The organism is Amphibacillus marinus (genome assembly GCF_900110345.1).
Lineage (GTDB): Bacteria > Bacillota > Bacilli > Bacillales > Amphibacillaceae > Amphibacillus_D > Amphibacillus_D marinus.
The window spans coordinates 1-18058 of the sequence record NZ_FODJ01000020.1 but is presented as its reverse complement, the minus strand read 5'-3'; the positions used below and the strand labels follow the sequence as shown (position 1 = coordinate 18058).

At 37.3% G+C, this 18058-nt stretch carries 20 protein-coding genes; all 20 read right to left on the bottom strand.

Annotated elements, in window-relative coordinates; translation table 11 throughout:
- Positions 1-98: 98 nt before the first annotated feature.
- Positions 99-374, bottom strand: a complete 276-nt coding sequence (locus BM000_RS16390) for a TIGR04197 family type VII secretion effector (RefSeq protein WP_091500401.1) — start codon at positions 372-374, stop codon at positions 99-101.
- On the bottom strand, positions 367-792 hold the full coding sequence (locus BM000_RS16385; RefSeq protein WP_177178338.1) for a YwqH-like family protein: 426 nt from the start codon (positions 790-792) through the stop codon (positions 367-369). Before BM000_RS16385 ends, BM000_RS16390 begins: the two co-directional genes overlap by 8 nt.
- 10 nt (positions 793-802) lie before the next feature.
- The gene (gene essC, locus BM000_RS16380; RefSeq protein WP_091500397.1) at positions 803-5248 is read right to left on the bottom strand and encodes a type VII secretion protein EssC; all 4446 of its coding nucleotides are present in this window, start codon (positions 5246-5248) and stop codon (positions 803-805) included.
- A 64-nt stretch (positions 5249-5312) separates the two neighbouring features.
- A complete protein-coding gene (gene essB, locus BM000_RS16375; RefSeq protein WP_091500395.1) occupies positions 5313-6518 on the bottom strand; it encodes a type VII secretion protein EssB in 1206 nt (401 codons plus the stop codon).
- A 24-nt stretch (positions 6519-6542) separates the two neighbouring features.
- Positions 6543-6809, bottom strand: a complete 267-nt coding sequence (locus BM000_RS16370; RefSeq protein ID WP_091500394.1) for an EsaB/YukD family protein — start codon at positions 6807-6809, stop codon at positions 6543-6545.
- The gene (locus BM000_RS16365) at positions 6790-7224 is read right to left on the bottom strand and encodes a type VII secretion EssA family protein (protein ID WP_091500392.1); all 435 of its coding nucleotides are present in this window, start codon (positions 7222-7224) and stop codon (positions 6790-6792) included. Before BM000_RS16365 ends, BM000_RS16370 begins: the two co-directional genes overlap by 20 nt.
- Before the next feature lie 122 nt (positions 7225-7346).
- Positions 7347-7643 (bottom strand): WXG100 family type VII secretion target, encoded by a 297-nt coding sequence (locus BM000_RS16360; RefSeq protein ID WP_091500389.1) that lies wholly within the window; start codon positions 7641-7643, stop codon positions 7347-7349.
- Between the two features lie 248 nt (positions 7644-7891).
- A complete protein-coding gene (locus BM000_RS16355) occupies positions 7892-8344 on the bottom strand; it encodes a DUF5085 family protein (protein ID WP_091500387.1) in 453 nt (150 codons plus the stop codon).
- Complete coding sequence (locus tag BM000_RS16350; protein WP_091500385.1) at positions 8338-8799, bottom strand: hypothetical protein; 462 nt, start codon at positions 8797-8799, stop codon at positions 8338-8340. Before BM000_RS16350 ends, BM000_RS16355 begins: the two co-directional genes overlap by 7 nt.
- Positions 8789-9619 carry a hypothetical protein gene (locus tag BM000_RS16345; RefSeq protein WP_091500383.1) on the bottom strand — a complete coding sequence of 277 codons (831 nt, stop codon included), beginning with the start codon at positions 9617-9619 and terminating at the stop codon, positions 8789-8791. Before BM000_RS16345 ends, BM000_RS16350 begins: the two co-directional genes overlap by 11 nt.
- 137 nt (positions 9620-9756) lie before the next feature.
- A complete protein-coding gene (locus tag BM000_RS16340) occupies positions 9757-11397 on the bottom strand; it encodes a T7SS effector LXG polymorphic toxin (protein ID WP_245751717.1) in 1641 nt (546 codons plus the stop codon).
- A 35-nt stretch (positions 11398-11432) separates the two neighbouring features.
- Positions 11433-12554, bottom strand: coding sequence for a hypothetical protein (locus BM000_RS16335; RefSeq protein ID WP_091500377.1), 1122 nt, complete (start codon positions 12552-12554; stop codon positions 11433-11435).
- Between the two features lie 181 nt (positions 12555-12735).
- Entirely contained in the window at positions 12736-12879 is a 144-nt protein-coding gene (locus BM000_RS16900; RefSeq protein WP_177178337.1) for a hypothetical protein, read from the bottom strand.
- 58 nt (positions 12880-12937) lie between these two features.
- Positions 12938-13300, bottom strand: a complete 363-nt coding sequence (locus tag BM000_RS16330; RefSeq protein WP_091500375.1) for a hypothetical protein — start codon at positions 13298-13300, stop codon at positions 12938-12940.
- An 11-nt stretch (positions 13301-13311) separates the two neighbouring features.
- The gene (locus tag BM000_RS16325) at positions 13312-14037 is read right to left on the bottom strand and encodes a hypothetical protein (protein WP_091500372.1); all 726 of its coding nucleotides are present in this window, start codon (positions 14035-14037) and stop codon (positions 13312-13314) included.
- Positions 14034-14852 carry a hypothetical protein gene (locus BM000_RS16320; protein WP_091500370.1) on the bottom strand — a complete coding sequence of 273 codons (819 nt, stop codon included), beginning with the start codon at positions 14850-14852 and terminating at the stop codon, positions 14034-14036. Before BM000_RS16320 ends, BM000_RS16325 begins: the two co-directional genes overlap by 4 nt.
- Before the next feature lie 17 nt (positions 14853-14869).
- Entirely contained in the window at positions 14870-16087 is a 1218-nt protein-coding gene (locus BM000_RS16315) for a CpaF/VirB11 family protein (RefSeq protein ID WP_177178336.1), read from the bottom strand.
- Positions 16088-16095: 8 nt separating this feature from the next.
- Entirely contained in the window at positions 16096-16479 is a 384-nt protein-coding gene (locus BM000_RS16310; RefSeq protein WP_091500364.1) for a hypothetical protein, read from the bottom strand.
- Positions 16480-16685: 206 nt separating this feature from the next.
- A complete protein-coding gene (locus tag BM000_RS16305) occupies positions 16686-17084 on the bottom strand; it encodes a barstar family protein (RefSeq protein ID WP_091500363.1) in 399 nt (132 codons plus the stop codon).
- Between the two features lie 17 nt (positions 17085-17101).
- A partial coding sequence (locus tag BM000_RS16930; protein WP_218144110.1) for a ribonuclease domain-containing protein occupies positions 17102-18058 on the bottom strand: 957 nt, incomplete at its 5' end.

Here is an 18058-nt window from a genome sequence, read left to right as displayed (position 1 = left end):
CGGCATAACGCACGGGTATCATCCCGAAAGTCTCGAACTTCCGCCATATTAACACGGGTTACCATTCGGCTTCTCCTCCTTATAGTTTACCATAATGTCTATCTGCCAGACAGATTAGATACTTGTCTATCAATATCCTGAATACCTTTTCCTGTTTGAGTTAACAGCGTAATATCTGCCTCTAAAACTTTCTTATACTTGCTCAGTAAGCTTAGTGCATCTGCTATGTACTCCAGATCACGGGTAAAGGGCTTCGTATTTGTTCTATTAAAGCCCTTCACCCTGTACGAATTTTTTAAATTACTTACTGATCTCCTTATATTGCTAACATTAGCATTAAATTCATTGATATTAATCGAAACTTGTTTAGCCATTTCTCATCGCCCTTTCTATCACGCCAATCTGAGTATTTAATGTGTTAATCGTATTTTGCATGCTACTAATATTTGCTAAGCACGTTGATCTTTGCGCTTCAATCCGCTTAATTTCATCTGATAACCTGTCACGCGAATCTTCTACTTTCGTAACATATGTTTTAACACTGCTTTTATATCGATCATACTTTTTATCAAAATTATTCTTACGATTACCTCGCCATGAGGTCGCACCAATCGATACGCGATTAATTCGATTACGAGAGGAACGAAGCATGTTCAGAGCTGATGATACCTGTGTCCGTGCACTCTTGAGACGTGTTATCCTTTTTTCCAAATTACGAACAGTCGTCCGATTCGTTGAAATTTGCGAGTTTAGATGTCTCTTCCTATTTTGAAGTTGAAGTAGCTGACTCATTGTTCTCCTCCTATTGTGTGACCTTGATCTTGATATGCTCATGCTCTCTGACATAATATGCTTCAAACGGCTTTGGATAAGATTCTTTACGAATAAAGGGTTGACTAAATAAATCCTGATCACTTAATCGCATTGAGATTAGTCCGACAGTTGCTAGCTTGCGGATTAATTTAGCTGTTCTTTCATAGCTTGTTGCAATGTAATCTGTTGTACCACAAACGACATAATAAATGTTTACAGCAGGGCCTTGTTCAAATAGAATTTCGGATTCATCATCGTCTAAATCACTTCGTTCTACAAAGTCATCTAAATCCTTAATTAAAATGATTTGTTGGTCATTGTCTAAATAGCCCCCACTTCGACCGTTAATTTCTTCTATTAAAGCTTCTTTAGCTGAAAGAATTGCATCAGTATTACCATAATAAGAACCAATTTCACTGGCTAAAGGCTTCAAAGCACCGTCAGCGGCATCAAAGATGGTTGTATCAAGTGAATTTTTGAGTAATGATAGATTTTGCCCAAGAGCATTTGTTAGTTTTTCCAAGCCGTCCTTTCGATCACTCATAACCATTAATAAACCCTCTAATTCTGGGTTAAAACCAATTGGTGATACCGATTCAAAGTCTAGTCCAAGTGGTAGCTGCTTGCTCTTGATTAGCTGCTTAGTCTTGCGCTTCTGCTTGTACTGTTCAAAATTAATGGCGCCATCTGGCATCATTGGGATTTCGTCTGGACGATCTCCTGACCAAGCATCATCCATTTCCTTCGCAGCTGTTTGCATACTCTCAATCATTTCTAAGGTATCCTCACCAACTGCTGGTAACATAGTTTGAAATAAGACAGCACTTTCTAACTTGATTAAGCCACGCCCTGCAATCTCCTCTATATCAACCTCTGTGCTACCGACAATGGTACGCACTTCAATATCATCAATCATATAAAGCGCAATTTGTCTTTTTATATTAGAAATAAGTGGCATTCTCATTGAGCTTTGTCGGCCCGCACTAATAGCTAAGTGAATGCCGATACTTGCTCCTTCTCTCGCAATCTGAGTGATAACTTTACTAAATTCTTCCTCAAAATCAGCCTCCTTTACCGAGTCGTAATTATCAATGGTAATGCAGATATATGGAATGGCTTCCCCACTTGCCCGTTCATACATGGCAAGATCAGCTACACCATATTCACTTAATTTCTTTTTCCGATCATTGATTTGGTTAGTCATGATCCGAATCCATTTACCAAGCTTTTCGGACTCATCAATCAGCAGGGTATCTGCTACATGTGGTAACTGTCTAAGTGGTAGCAACCCATTTGTACCAAAATCCAATAGGTAAAAGTGTAGCTGACTAGGTGTGTGTCTGTGTGCTAAATGCATAACCATACTCTGTAGAAACGTTGATTTACCATAGCCCGGACTAGAGAAAATTGCCAAGTGACCATCCTTGCTTAAATCAATAGCAAGGGGAGCTTGTTTTTGTAGCTCTGGCTGATCAAGCATACCAATCACTAGCTCTAGTGGCCCCTTATCAGCCTGCCAATCCTTCTGAAAATGGGCATCTGTTAATTCACTTGCATAGATGCGTTCAGGTAATGGTGGCAACCATGGGCGTGGTAATGGTGCAATTTGATGAACCTCGGCATAATCCTGAATATATTCAATAACCGCATCTAGCTCTGATGGAACACTTCCTACCTTATCTCTCCGATCTAGCCCACTTAAATCCTGTGTTAGAATATTGTACTGACCAAGATCATTAATGCCATAGATTGTTGTATCAATGTAGTCTGGATCTTCTTTATCCGGAATATAATCTGCACCACTCCAGGCACTTTGAAAAAGCTCATAAATCTCATTATTCCCAACCTGAAGGTAGGCACGACCTGGTAACGTAATATCTGCAGCGTCTGGAGTTTTAAGTACTTCATTGGAATCACTTGCATTCTGGACTTTTAATGCTAATTTAAATTTCGAGTTAGACCAGATTTGATCATCGACTACACCACTTGGCTTTTGGGTTGCTAGAATAAGGTGAATCCCTAGAGAGCGCCCAATTCTTGCTGTTGAAACAAGTTCCTGCATGAAGTCTGGTTGTTCAGCTTTTAATTCAGCAAACTCATCTGATATTAAAAATAAGTGCGGCATCGGCTCACTAGCCTTCTCTTGCTTGTACAGCTTCTGGTACTGGTTGATATGATTAACATCATGCTCACCAAATAATCGTTGGCGTTTTTGGAGTTCCGCTTTTATAGAAGCTAGCGCTCGCATTGATTGAGCCTTTTCTAAGTTAGTGATCGTCCCAAGTAAATGGGGTAAATGTTTAAATAAATTTGCCATTCCGCCACCTTTATAATCAATCAGCAAAAATGAAACCTCATACGGGTGAAAATTGACTGCAAGTGACAAAATGTAGGATTGAATAATTTCTGATTTACCCGAACCGGTTGTTCCAGCAACTAAACCATGGGGTCCATGTGCTTTCTCATGAAGGTTAAGTTGGACGACATCATTAGCGCCTCGCAGCCCAAGCGGTACGGCCATTGTTTTATATGATTCATTCGTTAACCAACGTTGTGTGATATCAAGCTCTTCCACCATCTCGACACCATACATCTCAAGAAAGGTCACACTCTCTGGTATTGAATTCTTTAAGCTTTGTAGATGATTGAGTGGTGCAAGTGCTCGAGAAACCTCTTCTTTATCAAATATTTCCGGGAAATGATCCGGTTTAAAAGCTTTGTTAACCAGTTCGCCCTTTTCTAATATAATATTGCCACTTTTAAAGTCTCTAATGTCAATAACCGTATTAACATGCTCAGGTAATGACTGCATGACATCCTGCACAAAGACAAGTGAGACCCCTAGCTCCTGCGGATTCTCATTAAAGAATTCCATGATAATATGATCAATGATCAATTGCTCATGTGTGATAAAGACAATATACTGGGGTGTAAAAGTAAGCTTTTCATTGGTATTCCCCTTCTCATCAAGCTGCTGTTTCCGCCCCTTTAACACTTGATAAAGGGAATGCAATACTTGATCGCGCGAACGCTCATGATAGATATTGCCACGAACATTTAACTCTTGTAGCTTCGCGTGTTGCAGCCAACGCATCCAATCCCAACTATGCTTTTCATTTTCTGGAAAAATCGTAACAAACTGCACATCATGATAGCTATGAAACAAGGCAAGCTGCAGGATAAGTAGCTGGAGCTGTTCCACCACTAATGCCCGATGCCCAATGTAACCAACAGGGCCATTGGTTAAAGCAGATACAATCGGGACGTTCTCGAGCACTTCAAATTGCGAACGCAATTCTCGTGCTTGATTAAGTAGTGCATCCCGTTCCTGGGTAAATTCCTCATCGGAAAACTCAATCTCAAAGCTTGATTCCACATCTCCCAACCCTGCTCTAAAATGCAGGAAATCATGATGATACTTCGTTTTTTCGTAAATGCGTGCATTAACTTCTAAAGCCATTTGTCTAACCATAGCCACACTAGGATAATGATAGGTTAAAGCGTGGTATTGTTCTTGAGCAGCATCATAAAGCTCCTTCGTTTTCTGATCTAAATAATGCTGATAGGCTTCTGTCCTTTCCTTCATATCAATACGATATTGCTTTAAATTCTTAAAATAAGAGGAAACCGAGAATACAACAGTAGATAGGGTCATTGCTAGCATTAGAAAAATATAACTACCACCCGGCTGAAAAAAGGACATGACGATCGATGCAAATACCATAATAAGAGGTGGCACAATCGTTCGAGCAAGTTGTTCACTTGGCTTGTTTGGCTTATGTGCCGGGTTTGCGATCGTCTTCTTTTCCTCTCTTTCACGATAAATAATACGTGGAGAGCGGTGATAATCAGGATAAGTCGTACTATATGGATCGACTTTTTTGGTTAAGCCTATAAGTTTTGAGGTGACACGTTTTTGGGAGGGAAAGACCCTCACTTCTTCCTGCCAAATCATTAGCCGCACACCATTAAAGAAAAGCTGATCGCCATATTCTAATAAGCCATTCTTTTCTACTTTTCTACCATTGTGAAAGACTTGACCATCATATTTTACTAATTTAAAACCATAATGCTCTCGATATAAGACCAAATTAGCCTCTATATCTTGAATTACAATATCATCATAGTTATGCCGACTTATCGTCACCGTGTTTTCAGCGGCCAGATCATATAAAAATGTTCGACTATCATCGATTAAATAAAAGGTAATTGATTCACCATTTTCTAACGAAATTAGTAGGTATTGATCAAATAATTCCTGATTAATTAAACAAGTCTGACCATCCCAAACGATAGCAATCGTCGGCTCAAGTGATGCGATGGTAATGGTATGATTTGATCGATTTCCGATAAAGATTTCTTTGCTAGTATCTATCGGAAGTGTTGCCTTATGCATGATTCCCTTGTACAACACTACTAGTGTCTTATAATTCATTTGGCCCTTCCTTTCTTTTGCTGTTGAAACTATTCTTTTTAGACTATACTGCCTTATTTAACGATCACTCCGATTGCTCAACTTCTTCTCCCTCTAATAGAGCATCTGCGGTTAATCCATTTTCCTCTAGGTAGCGTTCAAGCTGACTTTCTAGCTGATTAATTTGATCATTTCGGTCATTTCCACTAAGCTCTGGGTTTTCTCTAGTTTGTTCTATTTGCTTAATGAGACTATAAATAATTAATTGTGGATCATCTAAAAAAACGGCCTTATCCATCGCCAGCTCGTGACTTGTTCTCCCGGTGTAAACCCAATACAATAAATAGTCCTGATCAGTTTCTGAGCTTAGATTATTTGCTAAGACAGCCTTACTTTCTTCAGAAAGCTCTTCTTCAGAAATATAAGATCGCGCTAGTGTATACAAGCTCATTTCAGGTAACTCCTCCACCTTATAGTCTGATAACACATCAATCACATTTTCATATTCTGAGGTTAAATACGCTTCATACGCAGTTGTTATATCATCTTGAAAAGGAATTGTTACTAATCTTGTATAGAAATAGGGAATGGCTAATCCAACGGCAAAAGTAGCAAAAATATAGGTTAATAGCTTAAACATTTTAAACTGCTTGATTGCAATTAATTTCATTGTTTTGGTTGTACGCTGCTCTTCTGCGCTATAGACGGTAATTAAATATTGCTCTAGCTCAATTAACTGATCAAACTGCTGCACTTTCCTTTCGAACTCGGTATCTTTGGCCTGCTCTAATCCGCCACTGTACAATTTGTCGAAGGAATGCTTATTTGATAGTAACGCTACACTAAAGCACTTGATCTGCTTCAGAAGCATATGCTCATCTACGTTGAAAGGCGGGCTATAAGCCCTTATCCCTCGAAAAATAATTCTTGGCATAAGGTTTTCATCAAAAACCAGATTATCTGGGTGAATGAAGAATGTTATTCTTGAAGATAAGCAACCTTTTAACTTTGTTAAATTTTTAAGTAAGCGAAGCTTTTCATGTCGGGGTAAGCGTTTAATGTCTTGCCAAGTTTTTATGTATCTGTCTATATGAAACGAAAAGGTGAACGCGTCCTCTTGTTCGTCTATTTCCATTGGGGTAAAAACCATCTTATTTGCTTCTGTTAATAAGCGCAATTGATCAATACTTTCAATTCTTGTTTGTGATTTAGGTATTATCATTTCCCTTTTAGTCTCTAAAACATTAAAAGAAATTTTTAGTTCATCTAATTCAATTGTTTGCTCTTCCATTTCTCATTTCCCTCCGTATGTTCATTAAAGGATATCTGATCTACCGATTATCGTTAAGATATCACCCGTTGTAACTGGGTAATCTGTTAGCATATCATCGTCCATCATCATAACTTCCTTTGTTTTAATTCTGATAGCTGGTGCTAATGTTTTAGAATCAAGCCTCAGCGCGTCTGCAATATTCATTATGAGCTGTTTAATTGTAATATGGACTGGTATTCTTAAATCATAGGGCTGCTCAATACCATAACCACTTAAATCAACTGTGACATCAATATGATTCGTTTTCATTAAGTTCTCTCCCTTTACGTCTATTTTTAATATTTAAATAAACCATTAGGATTGCTACCATAAACAATACGATAATTCCTAACAAAATGAGGTTGGCTCCTTTGTAATCCTGTTCCATTAGCTCGATACTTAATGGAATAGTATGATCCTTAAGGAAGAGCTTTGGCCTTGTTTCCTCAATAAAGCTACGTTTCTCAATATTCGTAACAAATAGCTCTGCTTTAACATCTTCAACATGGTCGTTTATCTTTTCGAGTTGTATATGGAATGTTAACTCTGTATCTTTGCTAAATAACTCTGAATATTGTCTATCTAATTCTGTCTCGTTTTCCACACTAATACCTTCAGCTTGAACCACACTTGGAAGCAAAAATAATATTATCCAAACAACATAGAAAATTGTTCTTTTTTTCATCTTTATCTACCCAATCATTTGAAATGGAGGCTTAAATTAACCCCTAAACTATTCATTATTAAAAACTAAGCTACACAACATTGCTATTGTGTAGCTTGTTAATTAAGGATATTTTAATGGTTTTATCTGAGACCAAAGTTCTGAGAAAGTGCTTGATCCTGCTCTTGAACCGCTTGTGCAGTCTTTTGAAGCTGAGTCTGAATATCAACTAGTAATTGTGAGAAGTTTTGTACCTTTGGAACTAGCTCTTGAAATTGACTGTCAAAGCGTTCGAAAGCTCGTCCTTCCCATTCTCCTCTTAATTGATTTTGAAGACGTTGTAATTGTCTTAATACGTCATTAATCTGACTTGAACCACTCCCATAAGTCTTCGCTCTTGATTTCAGTTCATCTGGGGTCATTCTAATTTGTCCTGCCATATTAACCTCTCCTTTTCCCTTTTATTGTAGGATATGATTCTTTATCCCTACTTTATACTTTATAATAGATTAAATTTCATATTATATCAATAATTTTAACCATTTAAGTAAAAAAGAGTATATATTTCTCTAAAAATTTACTCTAATTATGTCTATTTCACAGGTCTTTTGACTTACTTCATTAGTTTTAAGATATTAAAAAAACCAATAACAATTTCTGTTATCAGTTTATTTTCATAGTTATTTTTTTAAAGTTCAGGGTAAATGCCAATCCCCATCTCAATATATGGGTGATTATTTTTTGTCTGTTTATATTCAACGAATATTGGTGTTCTTTGTTTATAATCATGTTGGTGTAAAAATGAGAAAAGTTCCCAATATTTATCTTGTGCCAGTTGATTAAAATTTTCTGTTATTCTAGTCATAACCATGGGCTTAATTGTATAATAGCTCTGAAAGTAGATCTGTTCACCATTAACTGCCTGAAAAACCGACTCTTGAATAGGCAAGAAAATTTCCACAATCATCTCGTCCTCTGTTGGATCACTAATGAGTGCAAAAAACATATCTCCAGTAGGATGATACATATTCCTTTCTAGGATTGCGGTAAAATCTTCAAAGGCCAACTGCAAGTCCTCTGATTTACAGTGATAATATTTAGACGCAACATTTCTGTATGCTATTTGGTGACCTATTAACATAATGAATTTCCCTGATTTTGAATTGGGATATACAAGTCTATCATTATTTCATTGTAGACCTCTAATAAAACAACATAAGTTGTTGCTTCTAAAGAAATATTCTGCTCTGCAGCATACGTACGTAACTTCGTCTCCGCCTCGTAAAAATCTAGCAATTGATCCGCCTGTCGCATAACTAACGCATCCTCTAAAGCAAACCTTTCCCTAAAACAAAAATCACTATTCTCCTCAATAGCAACTGGTCCATTTATAGGCATAAAGTAAGTAAACGTGCCATTATTACTTTCGTCTTCATTATTTTTTACCGAAAAGAAAAACGGACCATTTTGATAAATACCCTCTCCAACAGCAAGCTCCTCCATAATAAAAATTCCCTCTTGCCATTTATCTCTTGTTAGAACAGTTTGATAGCTTAATAGATGATCAAACTGCATACCTCTTCGTTCAATCTTCATTTTTTCCCCCTCCACTCTTCAGCTGATTAGCATAAATTAAACCCTGTGTTGATACTGGTTTACCATCTTTATCTCTGACCGGCTTTAACCGACCTGTACTTTCAAAGTTAAAGCTATCAAAACGACATTTGCAATAGAGAATTACGATTTGTTCAGGTAGAATGAAGAGCATGGTATAAAAGACGAAAATAAACAAGCATGTAAAAAATAATTCCTCTATGTTCCCTGGTTGAACAAGACGTAGTAACGGTACCATAATAAGTACCATTGGCACACCTACAGCTGTTGCAAACGGCAATAATGATTTGGTCTCAAACTTTTGCCTCAACTGACTTTTCGTAGAACCTTTCCGATAATGCCCTTTTTTTAGTAAAATCATAAATCTTATCCAAGTAACCACAAAGACCAATACTCCACCTAATAGTGTCGTAGTAATAATAAACGTTAAGGTATTCAAGTCAGAGGTAAACGTGGAAGCTATTATAATTAGCGCCAGAATGTAAGGTGATACTCCAAATACATTTTGTGAAACAATAATAGTAAGTAAATATTGTATTTTCTGTGATCCCATATAAACGCTTGGAAGCATGTAAATAATCATTAAGACAGTTAAACCAATTGAGAACCAGAGATGATAAACAAACACACTTCTGTAGAGGGGAAAGTTTGATTCTACACTTGCAAAATGTTCTAACCATAAAAACAAAGACTGTATTAAAATGACAAGAAAAAATGCTCCTACTAAACTACCTGGGCTTTGTCTACCTGATTCAAACGGACCCCTTAATACTAGAAAATCCATTTCTGATATTTTTTTCAACAAATCAATCACCTCATAAAAAATTTATACCACTTAGGGGTTATGTTATTACAATTTTTTCAACTGCAGTTCTCCTAGGATGATAACTAAATAAACCCATTAATAATAACACCCTTAATCTAAATAGCATTTAAATTCTACCTAAACCAGCCCTTTACAACATCCATGGCCGTTTTTCCATTACCGCCCCAATCATGATTTAATGCCCATACTGCACCTATACCCACTATTACTCCAACCGCAGTTCCAACCCCAGGGATTGGTATCATGGCTGTCGCCGCAGCCGTTATGCCTTTTTGGACAGCACCAGCTATCACCGTATCAACTGTTGTATCCAATCCTGCTCTGCCAATAGATTTGCCCAAACTCAGTCCATCATCACGCGCTTCCTCATAATTCAAATAGAACGATAGTAAAGTTCCTGCATTTCCAATAGATTTCGAGGTAAAGGCTACCTTGCTTTGGTTTTTACTGAAAACAGTATAGAAATCTGTAAAACCTTCAATTGCTCCTTGACTTGCTCCTTTTAAAGTAGACGTCCCTACATGCTTTATCCCGCTGCCTAAAAATTGCATCTCGGGGTGTCTACCAATTACTTTCTCTCCCAAACTGGTAAACTGTGTCCGGAACAGAGATTTTTGGTCAGCTGGTCTTAAAATTGTTTGATTCTGCTGCGCACGAATAGCATTGGCCACACTCCAATTTTGTCCATTTTTGGGTAAGCGATAATTAAAATCACTAATGGCGCGATAGTCTGCCTCAACTCCCAGTGCAGCTAGGCCCTCACGATTAATCGTTAACCTAAACGATGAGCTGCCTGTTCTTGAATTAACATGTGAAAATGCGCCAAGCATCCCACCATCTTTATTCGCCCCTAACATTTTCGAAGCAGTGCGAAAAGAACCACTTTGCCCAATCCCGTGTATCACTGTTGCTAAAGTCGTCGATTCTAGTACTTTTTTTCCATTGTCAACTAAATGTTCAATCTCATTGCCATTAACTTGTCCACCACTAAGCATTTTAATTAAAAAACGATTTAGGGCTTCTTTTGTAAAGACATTAAAAGGAACAATCGGATTGAAAGGCTTATACATATTTATTAAAGCACGCACTGTGCTAGTATGACGTTTGCTTAGTGAACTTTCTTTATTATAAACTTTTAATTGATCGAGTTCACCGCTTTTTACCAATTTATTATAAAAATCTAACCTTGCGATACCAGTGATACCTTTCGTTTTCTTTAGATTATTGTTAAGCTGTCTCATTACAGTGTCCATCTTACTAGCTTGCTTTCGCCTATCAAATCCATTAATGTCTAATTTTAATTGATTAATATGACGAATACTTTGATCTTTATTAATGGTTACCTCTTCTAGTGAGGGCATCCTTACATTGGCAATATCTGATACACTCCGAAGCGAAGACTGAATCATATTATGATAGCTTTTAATTTTTTTAAACTCATCTTTAATTTCTACACTAACGTCCTCCAAATCATATTCCCTAACTAAGGTTCGTTGGTGGGTATCTACCTCCGTCTGAAAAGCTTTAAGATTACGATTAAGGTTACGAGACAAATCGGCAAACAAATTGATTAATGTTTTTATGGTTGTTAGGTGATACGCCTGAAAGTAACGCTTTGCTTGATCTGCTGCTTGTCCACTAAACGCTGTTCCTTTAGAGAAATTAATAGTCTCTCGCTCGATCTGTCTAAGATTAGCTTGAACAAAATTCGAATAAGAAAGAAATGATCTTTGAAGCTCATGAACTTCCTGAATATCAATGCGTTTAATTATTACTCTCCCCTTCTTAGCTATTTCATTAGTGCATTCTTAATCGTTTCATAGAGGTTTAATGCCTGATGCTGTATCCCTGTTAATCTACTCGTATCGCCGTTATAAAGATAATCAATAATAAGTACTACAACTGACACAACTAGGAGAAGTTTAAGTACGCCACCAAAGGATATGTTCCCTTTCTTTCTTCTCCTTAACTCTTTAAGATACCGTTCTTCCTTGCGTTGCATTGATGAGGATACTTTTTCCTGTTTCTTTTGCTTCCGCATCGCAACTCTGACCTGCTGGTTTCTTTCTGTCTCTAGTTCACTCATGAATTCCAGCTTAGCTTTCTTTAATTGAAGATCAAGCACCTGTTGCTTCTGTTTATTTCGCTGATAACGAATAATTGCTCTTTTCAGCTTGACATAAACAATACGTGAGCCTCTTCTAATGATAATGGCTGCTTTTTTCGCATAAATAAATGTCTGCTTTGCGTATTGCTTCCACTTCTCTTTATCTTCAAAAATTCTTGAAATGTTAAATGAACCTCTTAATCTACTTTCTATCGACCCATTAATTTCTTGTAATGCCATGTTACTAGCAAGCATTTCTTTACGTTCTTCTTCAAGCTTAAGCCGTTCCTCTTCTCTTTCAAGCTCTGCTTTTTCCGACTGTTCTCTCATTAATTCAAGATCACCGATTGTCTTTTTCATTTTTTCTTCAAGCGTTGTTATTGTTGCTTCATAGTCGGGTAGTTTGTCTTGCCCAGAGGACACTGTCGGTTGGGTAATTGGTGGTGTCACTTCTGTATTAGCATTCATTTCAAGCTCTTCAGTCGCTTCACTTGAAGAGACATCAATGGTAACACGCTCAATTTGATCAATATATTCCTTAATGGGCTCTTCAATTCGGCGATTGCTTTTAATCACTTCATATAAGCTTTCAACTTCGTCAAAAATAAACAAGCGTGAACTGTATACTACCTCATTTGACCCTTTTTCAATAATTTCATACCATATCTTTGATTTATTTCCATGCTCTTTATAACGTTCTATAACAGCTAGTAACATATCATTTGCTTCTGGCAATGGTAGCAGCTCATTAAATTCAATTACATTATCTCTATTATCAATATTTTTATATTCAATAAGGTACATGTAAGCCCTCCACTCCTACTTTTTTGAAGAACTGTTTTGCAGCATCAATCTATGTAATCATCGTCTCTAGCTGTATGATTTTGTATGCTGACGATTTCTTAAAAGAAATTGAGGCTAATAAATCTAGGCAATAGCTATTGCTAGGTTTATTAGCCTGCTTCATTACTGAGATCACTTTTAATCATCCAGTAAATAGAGTTCTAATTTCGCTAATGACCAATTGGCCAATTTCACTTGTTGCTGCACGAATAAGAACTAAAGCAGCTCCTAATGCAACAAGTGCTACCATCGCCCAGCCTGAACGATCTGTATTTTGATCTAACATAGTCTCACCACCTTTCAAGTAAACTAAAAAAATATGACCATTGGCATGCAAATTTTTGTTATCTAACCATCGTTGTTGCTGAACCATTAATCGGTAGAACAACCCGATCAAACTCAAAGAAGAAAATTTGCAGTCTTGCTTCAGCTGTATATTGCACAACAGTTCCAAAAGGCTGTCTCCCGGTAGCCTGTGATTGATTAAGGCTAAAGATGCCATTAAAGTGTGCTTCACTATAGTCATTAATATCATCAATGACTTCAGCAGTCAGCCCACCACCTCGTTCAATTTGGTAGTTAACATATTGAGTAAAGTGGTTAGACTGTTGGACCTGAAAGACAAACACAGCCATGGCAATCATAAAGACAATGAGCACCATTGAGATGTACATTTTACCAGACTCCATAATGCTTCCCTCAAGCATGTTATCACCTCCTAATAGCCCGTAATAAGTTGTTTAAGCATTTCAACAAAGACGGCAATCATATAGCCCATGACAATAATTAAGTTAATCATCGTTAACTTTGTTGGGAATAAATTAAATCGACCAAGCTTAAAAGCGATGATTTCGTCCACCCCTTTAAATAGCTCCTCGCTAGCCATACGACCTAATTCTTGAATGATACTTCGGTCAAAACTATTTTGCTGATAATCATAGAGCGTATGCATAAATAATGTCGCTTCGTCTGTACCAGAGGCAGACGCGGCAAAATGCTCAAAGGGAACTGCCGAGTTCGGGTTATCATTCATCTCTATAATTAACCGCTCTAAACAGTCTTTTACAAAACCCTCCTCCATTCGCAAGAGCATTCGATTAAAGGCATTATAGAGTGTTGCGTTTTCCTGATAGAGGTATGGTATCAGCATTCTAGTAAACTTTGAAAAGCTGAGTTGCTGTTGAAAAAGAAAGTTCTTATAGCTTTTTTGAATATAGCGAAATTTACTCATCCATTGATAGATAGCTAGGGCCAGTCCAAAAGCTGTGAACACGATTGAGAAGACACTAAGCACGCCACTTATTAATAGCATAATGGCAAAGTTAGCAACTCTTTTTTGCTGTATTTGATAAAATTTTTCTTCATCATAGCGCATTTTGATTAACATGCTTTCAAGGTCCTTCTCAGCAAGCTTGTGATATAGCTTCTGTAGTTTTTCCTTCATAGCTTCACCTCCAGAACACTATCATCCGCAATTCGCTTTGCAAAGCTGTGATAGATTGATGCGAGCAATGCTAAGTAAATGGTTGAAGCAACCCAGCCAATTAAGCTTTCTGTGAAGGCCTGAATAAACTGTCTGATTCCAAAGGAAAAAATAATAACCCCAATAAAGATTAATGCAATCCGGATCATAAATCGGAAGTCCTTAGCCCGTTGTTCCTTTTCGATAAAAAAAGTGCTTTGCCTGTCCTTAATCATATTATGATAGGTCTTGATATCCTTCAAAGTATCAATATTACTTCTCCCTTCAAGCATGGCAGTGGTAAGCTGCTCTAAATATTGCGAGAAGATCACATCTACTTTGTACTTATGCTCCAATTCTCTAAAGGCATTTTGGGTTGTCTGACTAGACCCTTCAATTAAGTCTGTTTGAAGCTTGATTAAATCCTGCTTAAATTCGCCTTGCGCTCTTTCAGTAATTGTCTTAACAGCTTGAATAACCGTCCTGTCTTCATTTGTTAAAATCTGCGTCATATTATTAACAAACTTGTTACGCTCTCTAAATGATTTTAATTCATAAATACGCTTTTCATTATTGGGTAATAAAAAGGCAAACGTATAGACAACTCCACCTATCCCAGCTATTAATGCCAGCCACCATTTAAAAAATAATAAAAACACAAATAGAAAGCAGACACCAAATGGAATGACAATGATTTTAATAAAATCCTTACGTTGCATGGGATTGCCATATGCAACGCGATAAGCATTGATCTCATCAATATTAAATAATTTCTTCTTTTTTGTTTTCTTTTTCATGAATGTTCACCACCTTTCTAGTAGGCTCCTTGATAAGAAGGCAGGCTACTACTTAAGAGATCCTCATAAGCTATATTGTATTCCTTTAAGCGCTCAATAAATTCCGCTGGCAGGTCATAGGTCAGATCATACTGTTCGCCATGTTCTTCCTTTACCTCGAAAATAGTATGACAACTTCCATCCTCTAAAAAGAAAACAACCTCTGAAAGATACCGTGTCATACGGCCTTTAATTCTTTTTTTCTTAATAAATGCCCCAAGCTGGAAATAGCGGAAAATATCGCGTTCAAGAGACTTTTCATCAATTTCATAGCCCATCTTGGCCATATTTATAAAGCGAGTAGGAATAGCCTTTGCTCCAACGGTGTGGGCAGTTGTGATAATATGATGACCACTGAGGACGGCTTGAATCATTTCATACGCCTCTTTCCCGCGGGTCTCCGACACATTAATCCAGGTTGGGTTATTTCTCAGCATAGCCTTGATTAATTCAGAGATACTTGTTCCTGGTGTCACTAACCAACTGATAATATCTTTCTCAGGAAATAATTCCTTAACATGGCCCTCTAACGTATCCTCAATCCAGCCAATCTTTTCGTTAAACGGAATAAAACTGGTCAGAAACTTTTGAAACTCCGTTTTACCTGTTCCCGTTTCACCAGCAATCACCATATTACAGCGCGTCTCTACAGCTGCTCTAAAGAATTCGAGCATGTACATAGGGGCAAAGCCAGGGAATGTGTCCTCATTTAAAACGAGCTTAGGTCGACTAACCCGAATGGCCATTGTTGTTCCATAGCTACTAATTGTCTTATGGACCGCATTAATTCTTAAATTATTTAATGCTGCATCTAGAATTGGCGTTTTAGGCGTGAATTCTTTCCCAACTGCATTTGCAAACTTTTGGATAATCTGAATGATGTATTCCTCTTCAACATCTTGTTCATATTCATATTTCTCGTCAGGGGTTTCAATAATAAGTGCAGTTCCATTAAAGCTCACATCTGTTACCAGGTGATTGTTGCTAATAATTTCATCAATTACCCCTAAGCCTACAATTTCCTGAATAGCATAATGCAGGCGCTCCTCTGTACCTAGCAGGGCTTTATGCTTTTTGGCAACAATTCGCTTCAAAACTTCTCTTGACTCTATGTTAATAAAGGACTCAAGGTATAGCTCTGAATGAAATTCTTTTAAATCACTTTTAATCTCTTTTAGTATCTCTTGACTAATCACAAACTCTGTCACTCCATTTCACTAATATTCTGCCTAAAATTGGTTGCATAAACATTACCATCTTCATCACTGATTTCTATATTAATCGCCTTCACATCTTCGCCAGTCATCAAGTACTGATATGAGAATTCGATAACTGTTAACGAACCCGTTAGACTCTTCGTTAATTCTTCTTCAAAGGTACTTTCAAAAGTTTCAATTGATAGATTGACAGTATGCTCATTTACCCGTGAGCTATGATCATACGCCTTTACACTCGCGACCTTTCCCGCTTCAATCATGGACGTTACGACAGCATCCCTCGAATAGCTCTCGGAAAACATATCCACAAGAAAGAAGGTCGTAGCCATCCCAATAAACAGCATGCCAACAATCGTAATATAGCCTTTCAAACAATCACCTCTTTCTAAATTACTTTAGTTGTATAATTATTTTCTATAGAGAAACCCCCTATGCATTTGCTAAAGCATAGGGGGTTGGCTTAATCTAATAAGGTTTTTTATAACTATTTCTACTATTTATTGCTCTCTTGAAATTTCTTTTACTTTCCATACTTACCTTCATAATATTTATGAATTGCTAGCTCAGGGTTCAAATACTATGGGACTACTAGATAAAGTTTAAATGTGCGGGGTTCTCCATTAACAACCGTTTTCATAACATCCTTCTCCCAAAAAGGTAGTATATCTTCTTCAAAAATTTCTATAATAATCTCTTTCGATTCATTATCCTCTTTTAGGAAATTTTCGTAATCGTTAATTACAATACAGAAACATCTTCTATCAATCCAACTTAAATCAGTCATCCAATCTATAAATGAATCCCATCCCGAGCAATCAGGCAGTAAAAATTCTTCTTTCATTAACTCAAGAAAATCATTTTTTGTTTGAATACTATTTCCATGAATATTAACAATATACCAATCCTCTTTTTCTGTGTGTTTTATAAGTTCTGTAGCTTTATTCTGCTGCACGTGCAAAATTTGATTCGTAGCCATTTAAAGTATGCCCCCCTTTATTCAATTTTAATAAATGTTTTATAGTGATCATTAGTGTAATATAAACTGCCATCACTACCTTTAATAAACCTTTCTGAATCTCTATTAGCATTAGGTAATTTATTATTCACATCATACTCGTTATAAGTTATTGATTTACCACTATTTTCCACACCAGGTAACTTACCCTCACGATTTTTATAAGAACCCCCTGCTTTTGTACCTGGTGTTTGTCCTTTTACATTACCACCCCAATTATTCTTTTTATAGTTCTTATATGAGTGCTTTACATTGTTTGGTAAACTGCTGATATTCTTTTTAGGAATAGCACCACTCACTTTCTTACCACTTAAAACCGCCTTTTCCTTCTTCACGTAACCATCAAAATTTGATTTCCCACGCGCAACCTTACTGTCTGCGACATTCCGTTGCACGCGCTCCCGTATCTTTGCTAACCCGCCTTTTCCTGCATCTCCTTGGCCTACGTTAGTCTTCCCGGTTTGCGCCTTGTTAATGGGGACCGGCTTGGTTAAGGCTTTAACTGGCTTCAAGCGGGCAATCATACTCTTGGCGGTTGAAGCCATTCCACTCATCAACATCAATACATAAAGGCTATTCATCATGTGTTCTGCAGACAAGGACGTTTCAGGGTTAAAGGCACCAACTACCAAATCAGGCAGACCAAGTGTTGCAAAGTTACTTATTGTATAAACATTAGGGGTTTCCTTCATAGCCGTATAGTAAGCCTGAACCTGTTCTAAGACCGCTTTCGGATTATCATAAAACCGGCGCTTAGGTATACCGAACGTCACCCAGTTGAGAAAGCCACCCACACTTTCAAACTTTTCATCCTGACGTGTTTGGGCCCCTTCCCAAATGGATACGCCAAGCGCGATATAGCTTGGTGCTGCTGCTTTTAGAATGTCAACAAAGTCACCCCACAGCTCCTGAGAAACGTAGGTCTCGATAAGCTG

Bases quoted from the DNA above. Each gene is read 5' to 3' on its own strand.
- BM000_RS16390 (WP_091500401.1), bottom strand. From the start codon at position 374: ATGGCTAAACAAGTTTCGATTAATATCAATGAATTTAATGCTAATGTT.
- BM000_RS16385 (WP_177178338.1), bottom strand. From the start codon at position 792: ATGAGTCAGCTACTTCAACTTCAAAATAGGAAGAGACATCTAAACTCG.
- essC (WP_091500397.1), bottom strand. From the start codon at position 5,248: ATGAATTATAAGACACTAGTAGTGTTGTACAAGGGAATCATGCATAAG.
- essB (WP_091500395.1), bottom strand. From the start codon at position 6,518: ATGGAAGAGCAAACAATTGAATTAGATGAACTAAAAATTTCTTTTAAT.
- BM000_RS16370 (WP_091500394.1), bottom strand. From the start codon at position 6,809: ATGAAAACGAATCATATTGATGTCACAGTTGATTTAAGTGGTTATGGT.
- BM000_RS16365 (WP_091500392.1), bottom strand. From the start codon at position 7,224: ATGAAAAAAAGAACAATTTTCTATGTTGTTTGGATAATATTATTTTTG.
- BM000_RS16360 (WP_091500389.1), bottom strand. From the start codon at position 7,643: ATGGCAGGACAAATTAGAATGACCCCAGATGAACTGAAATCAAGAGCG.
- BM000_RS16355 (WP_091500387.1), bottom strand. From the start codon at position 8,344: ATGTTAATAGGTCACCAAATAGCATACAGAAATGTTGCGTCTAAATAT.
- BM000_RS16350 (WP_091500385.1), bottom strand. From the start codon at position 8,799: ATGAAGATTGAACGAAGAGGTATGCAGTTTGATCATCTATTAAGCTAT.
- BM000_RS16335 (WP_091500377.1), bottom strand. From the start codon at position 12,554: ATGTACCTTATTGAATATAAAAATATTGATAATAGAGATAATGTAATT.
- BM000_RS16900 (WP_177178337.1), bottom strand. From the start codon at position 12,879: ATGTTAGATCAAAATACAGATCGTTCAGGCTGGGCGATGGTAGCACTT.
- BM000_RS16330 (WP_091500375.1), bottom strand. From the start codon at position 13,300: ATGCTTGAGGGAAGCATTATGGAGTCTGGTAAAATGTACATCTCAATG.
- BM000_RS16325 (WP_091500372.1), bottom strand. From the start codon at position 14,037: ATGAAGGAAAAACTACAGAAGCTATATCACAAGCTTGCTGAGAAGGAC.
- BM000_RS16320 (WP_091500370.1), bottom strand. From the start codon at position 14,852: ATGAAAAAGAAAACAAAAAAGAAGAAATTATTTAATATTGATGAGATC.
- BM000_RS16305 (WP_091500363.1), bottom strand. From the start codon at position 17,084: ATGGCTACGAATCAAATTTTGCACGTGCAGCAGAATAAAGCTACAGAA.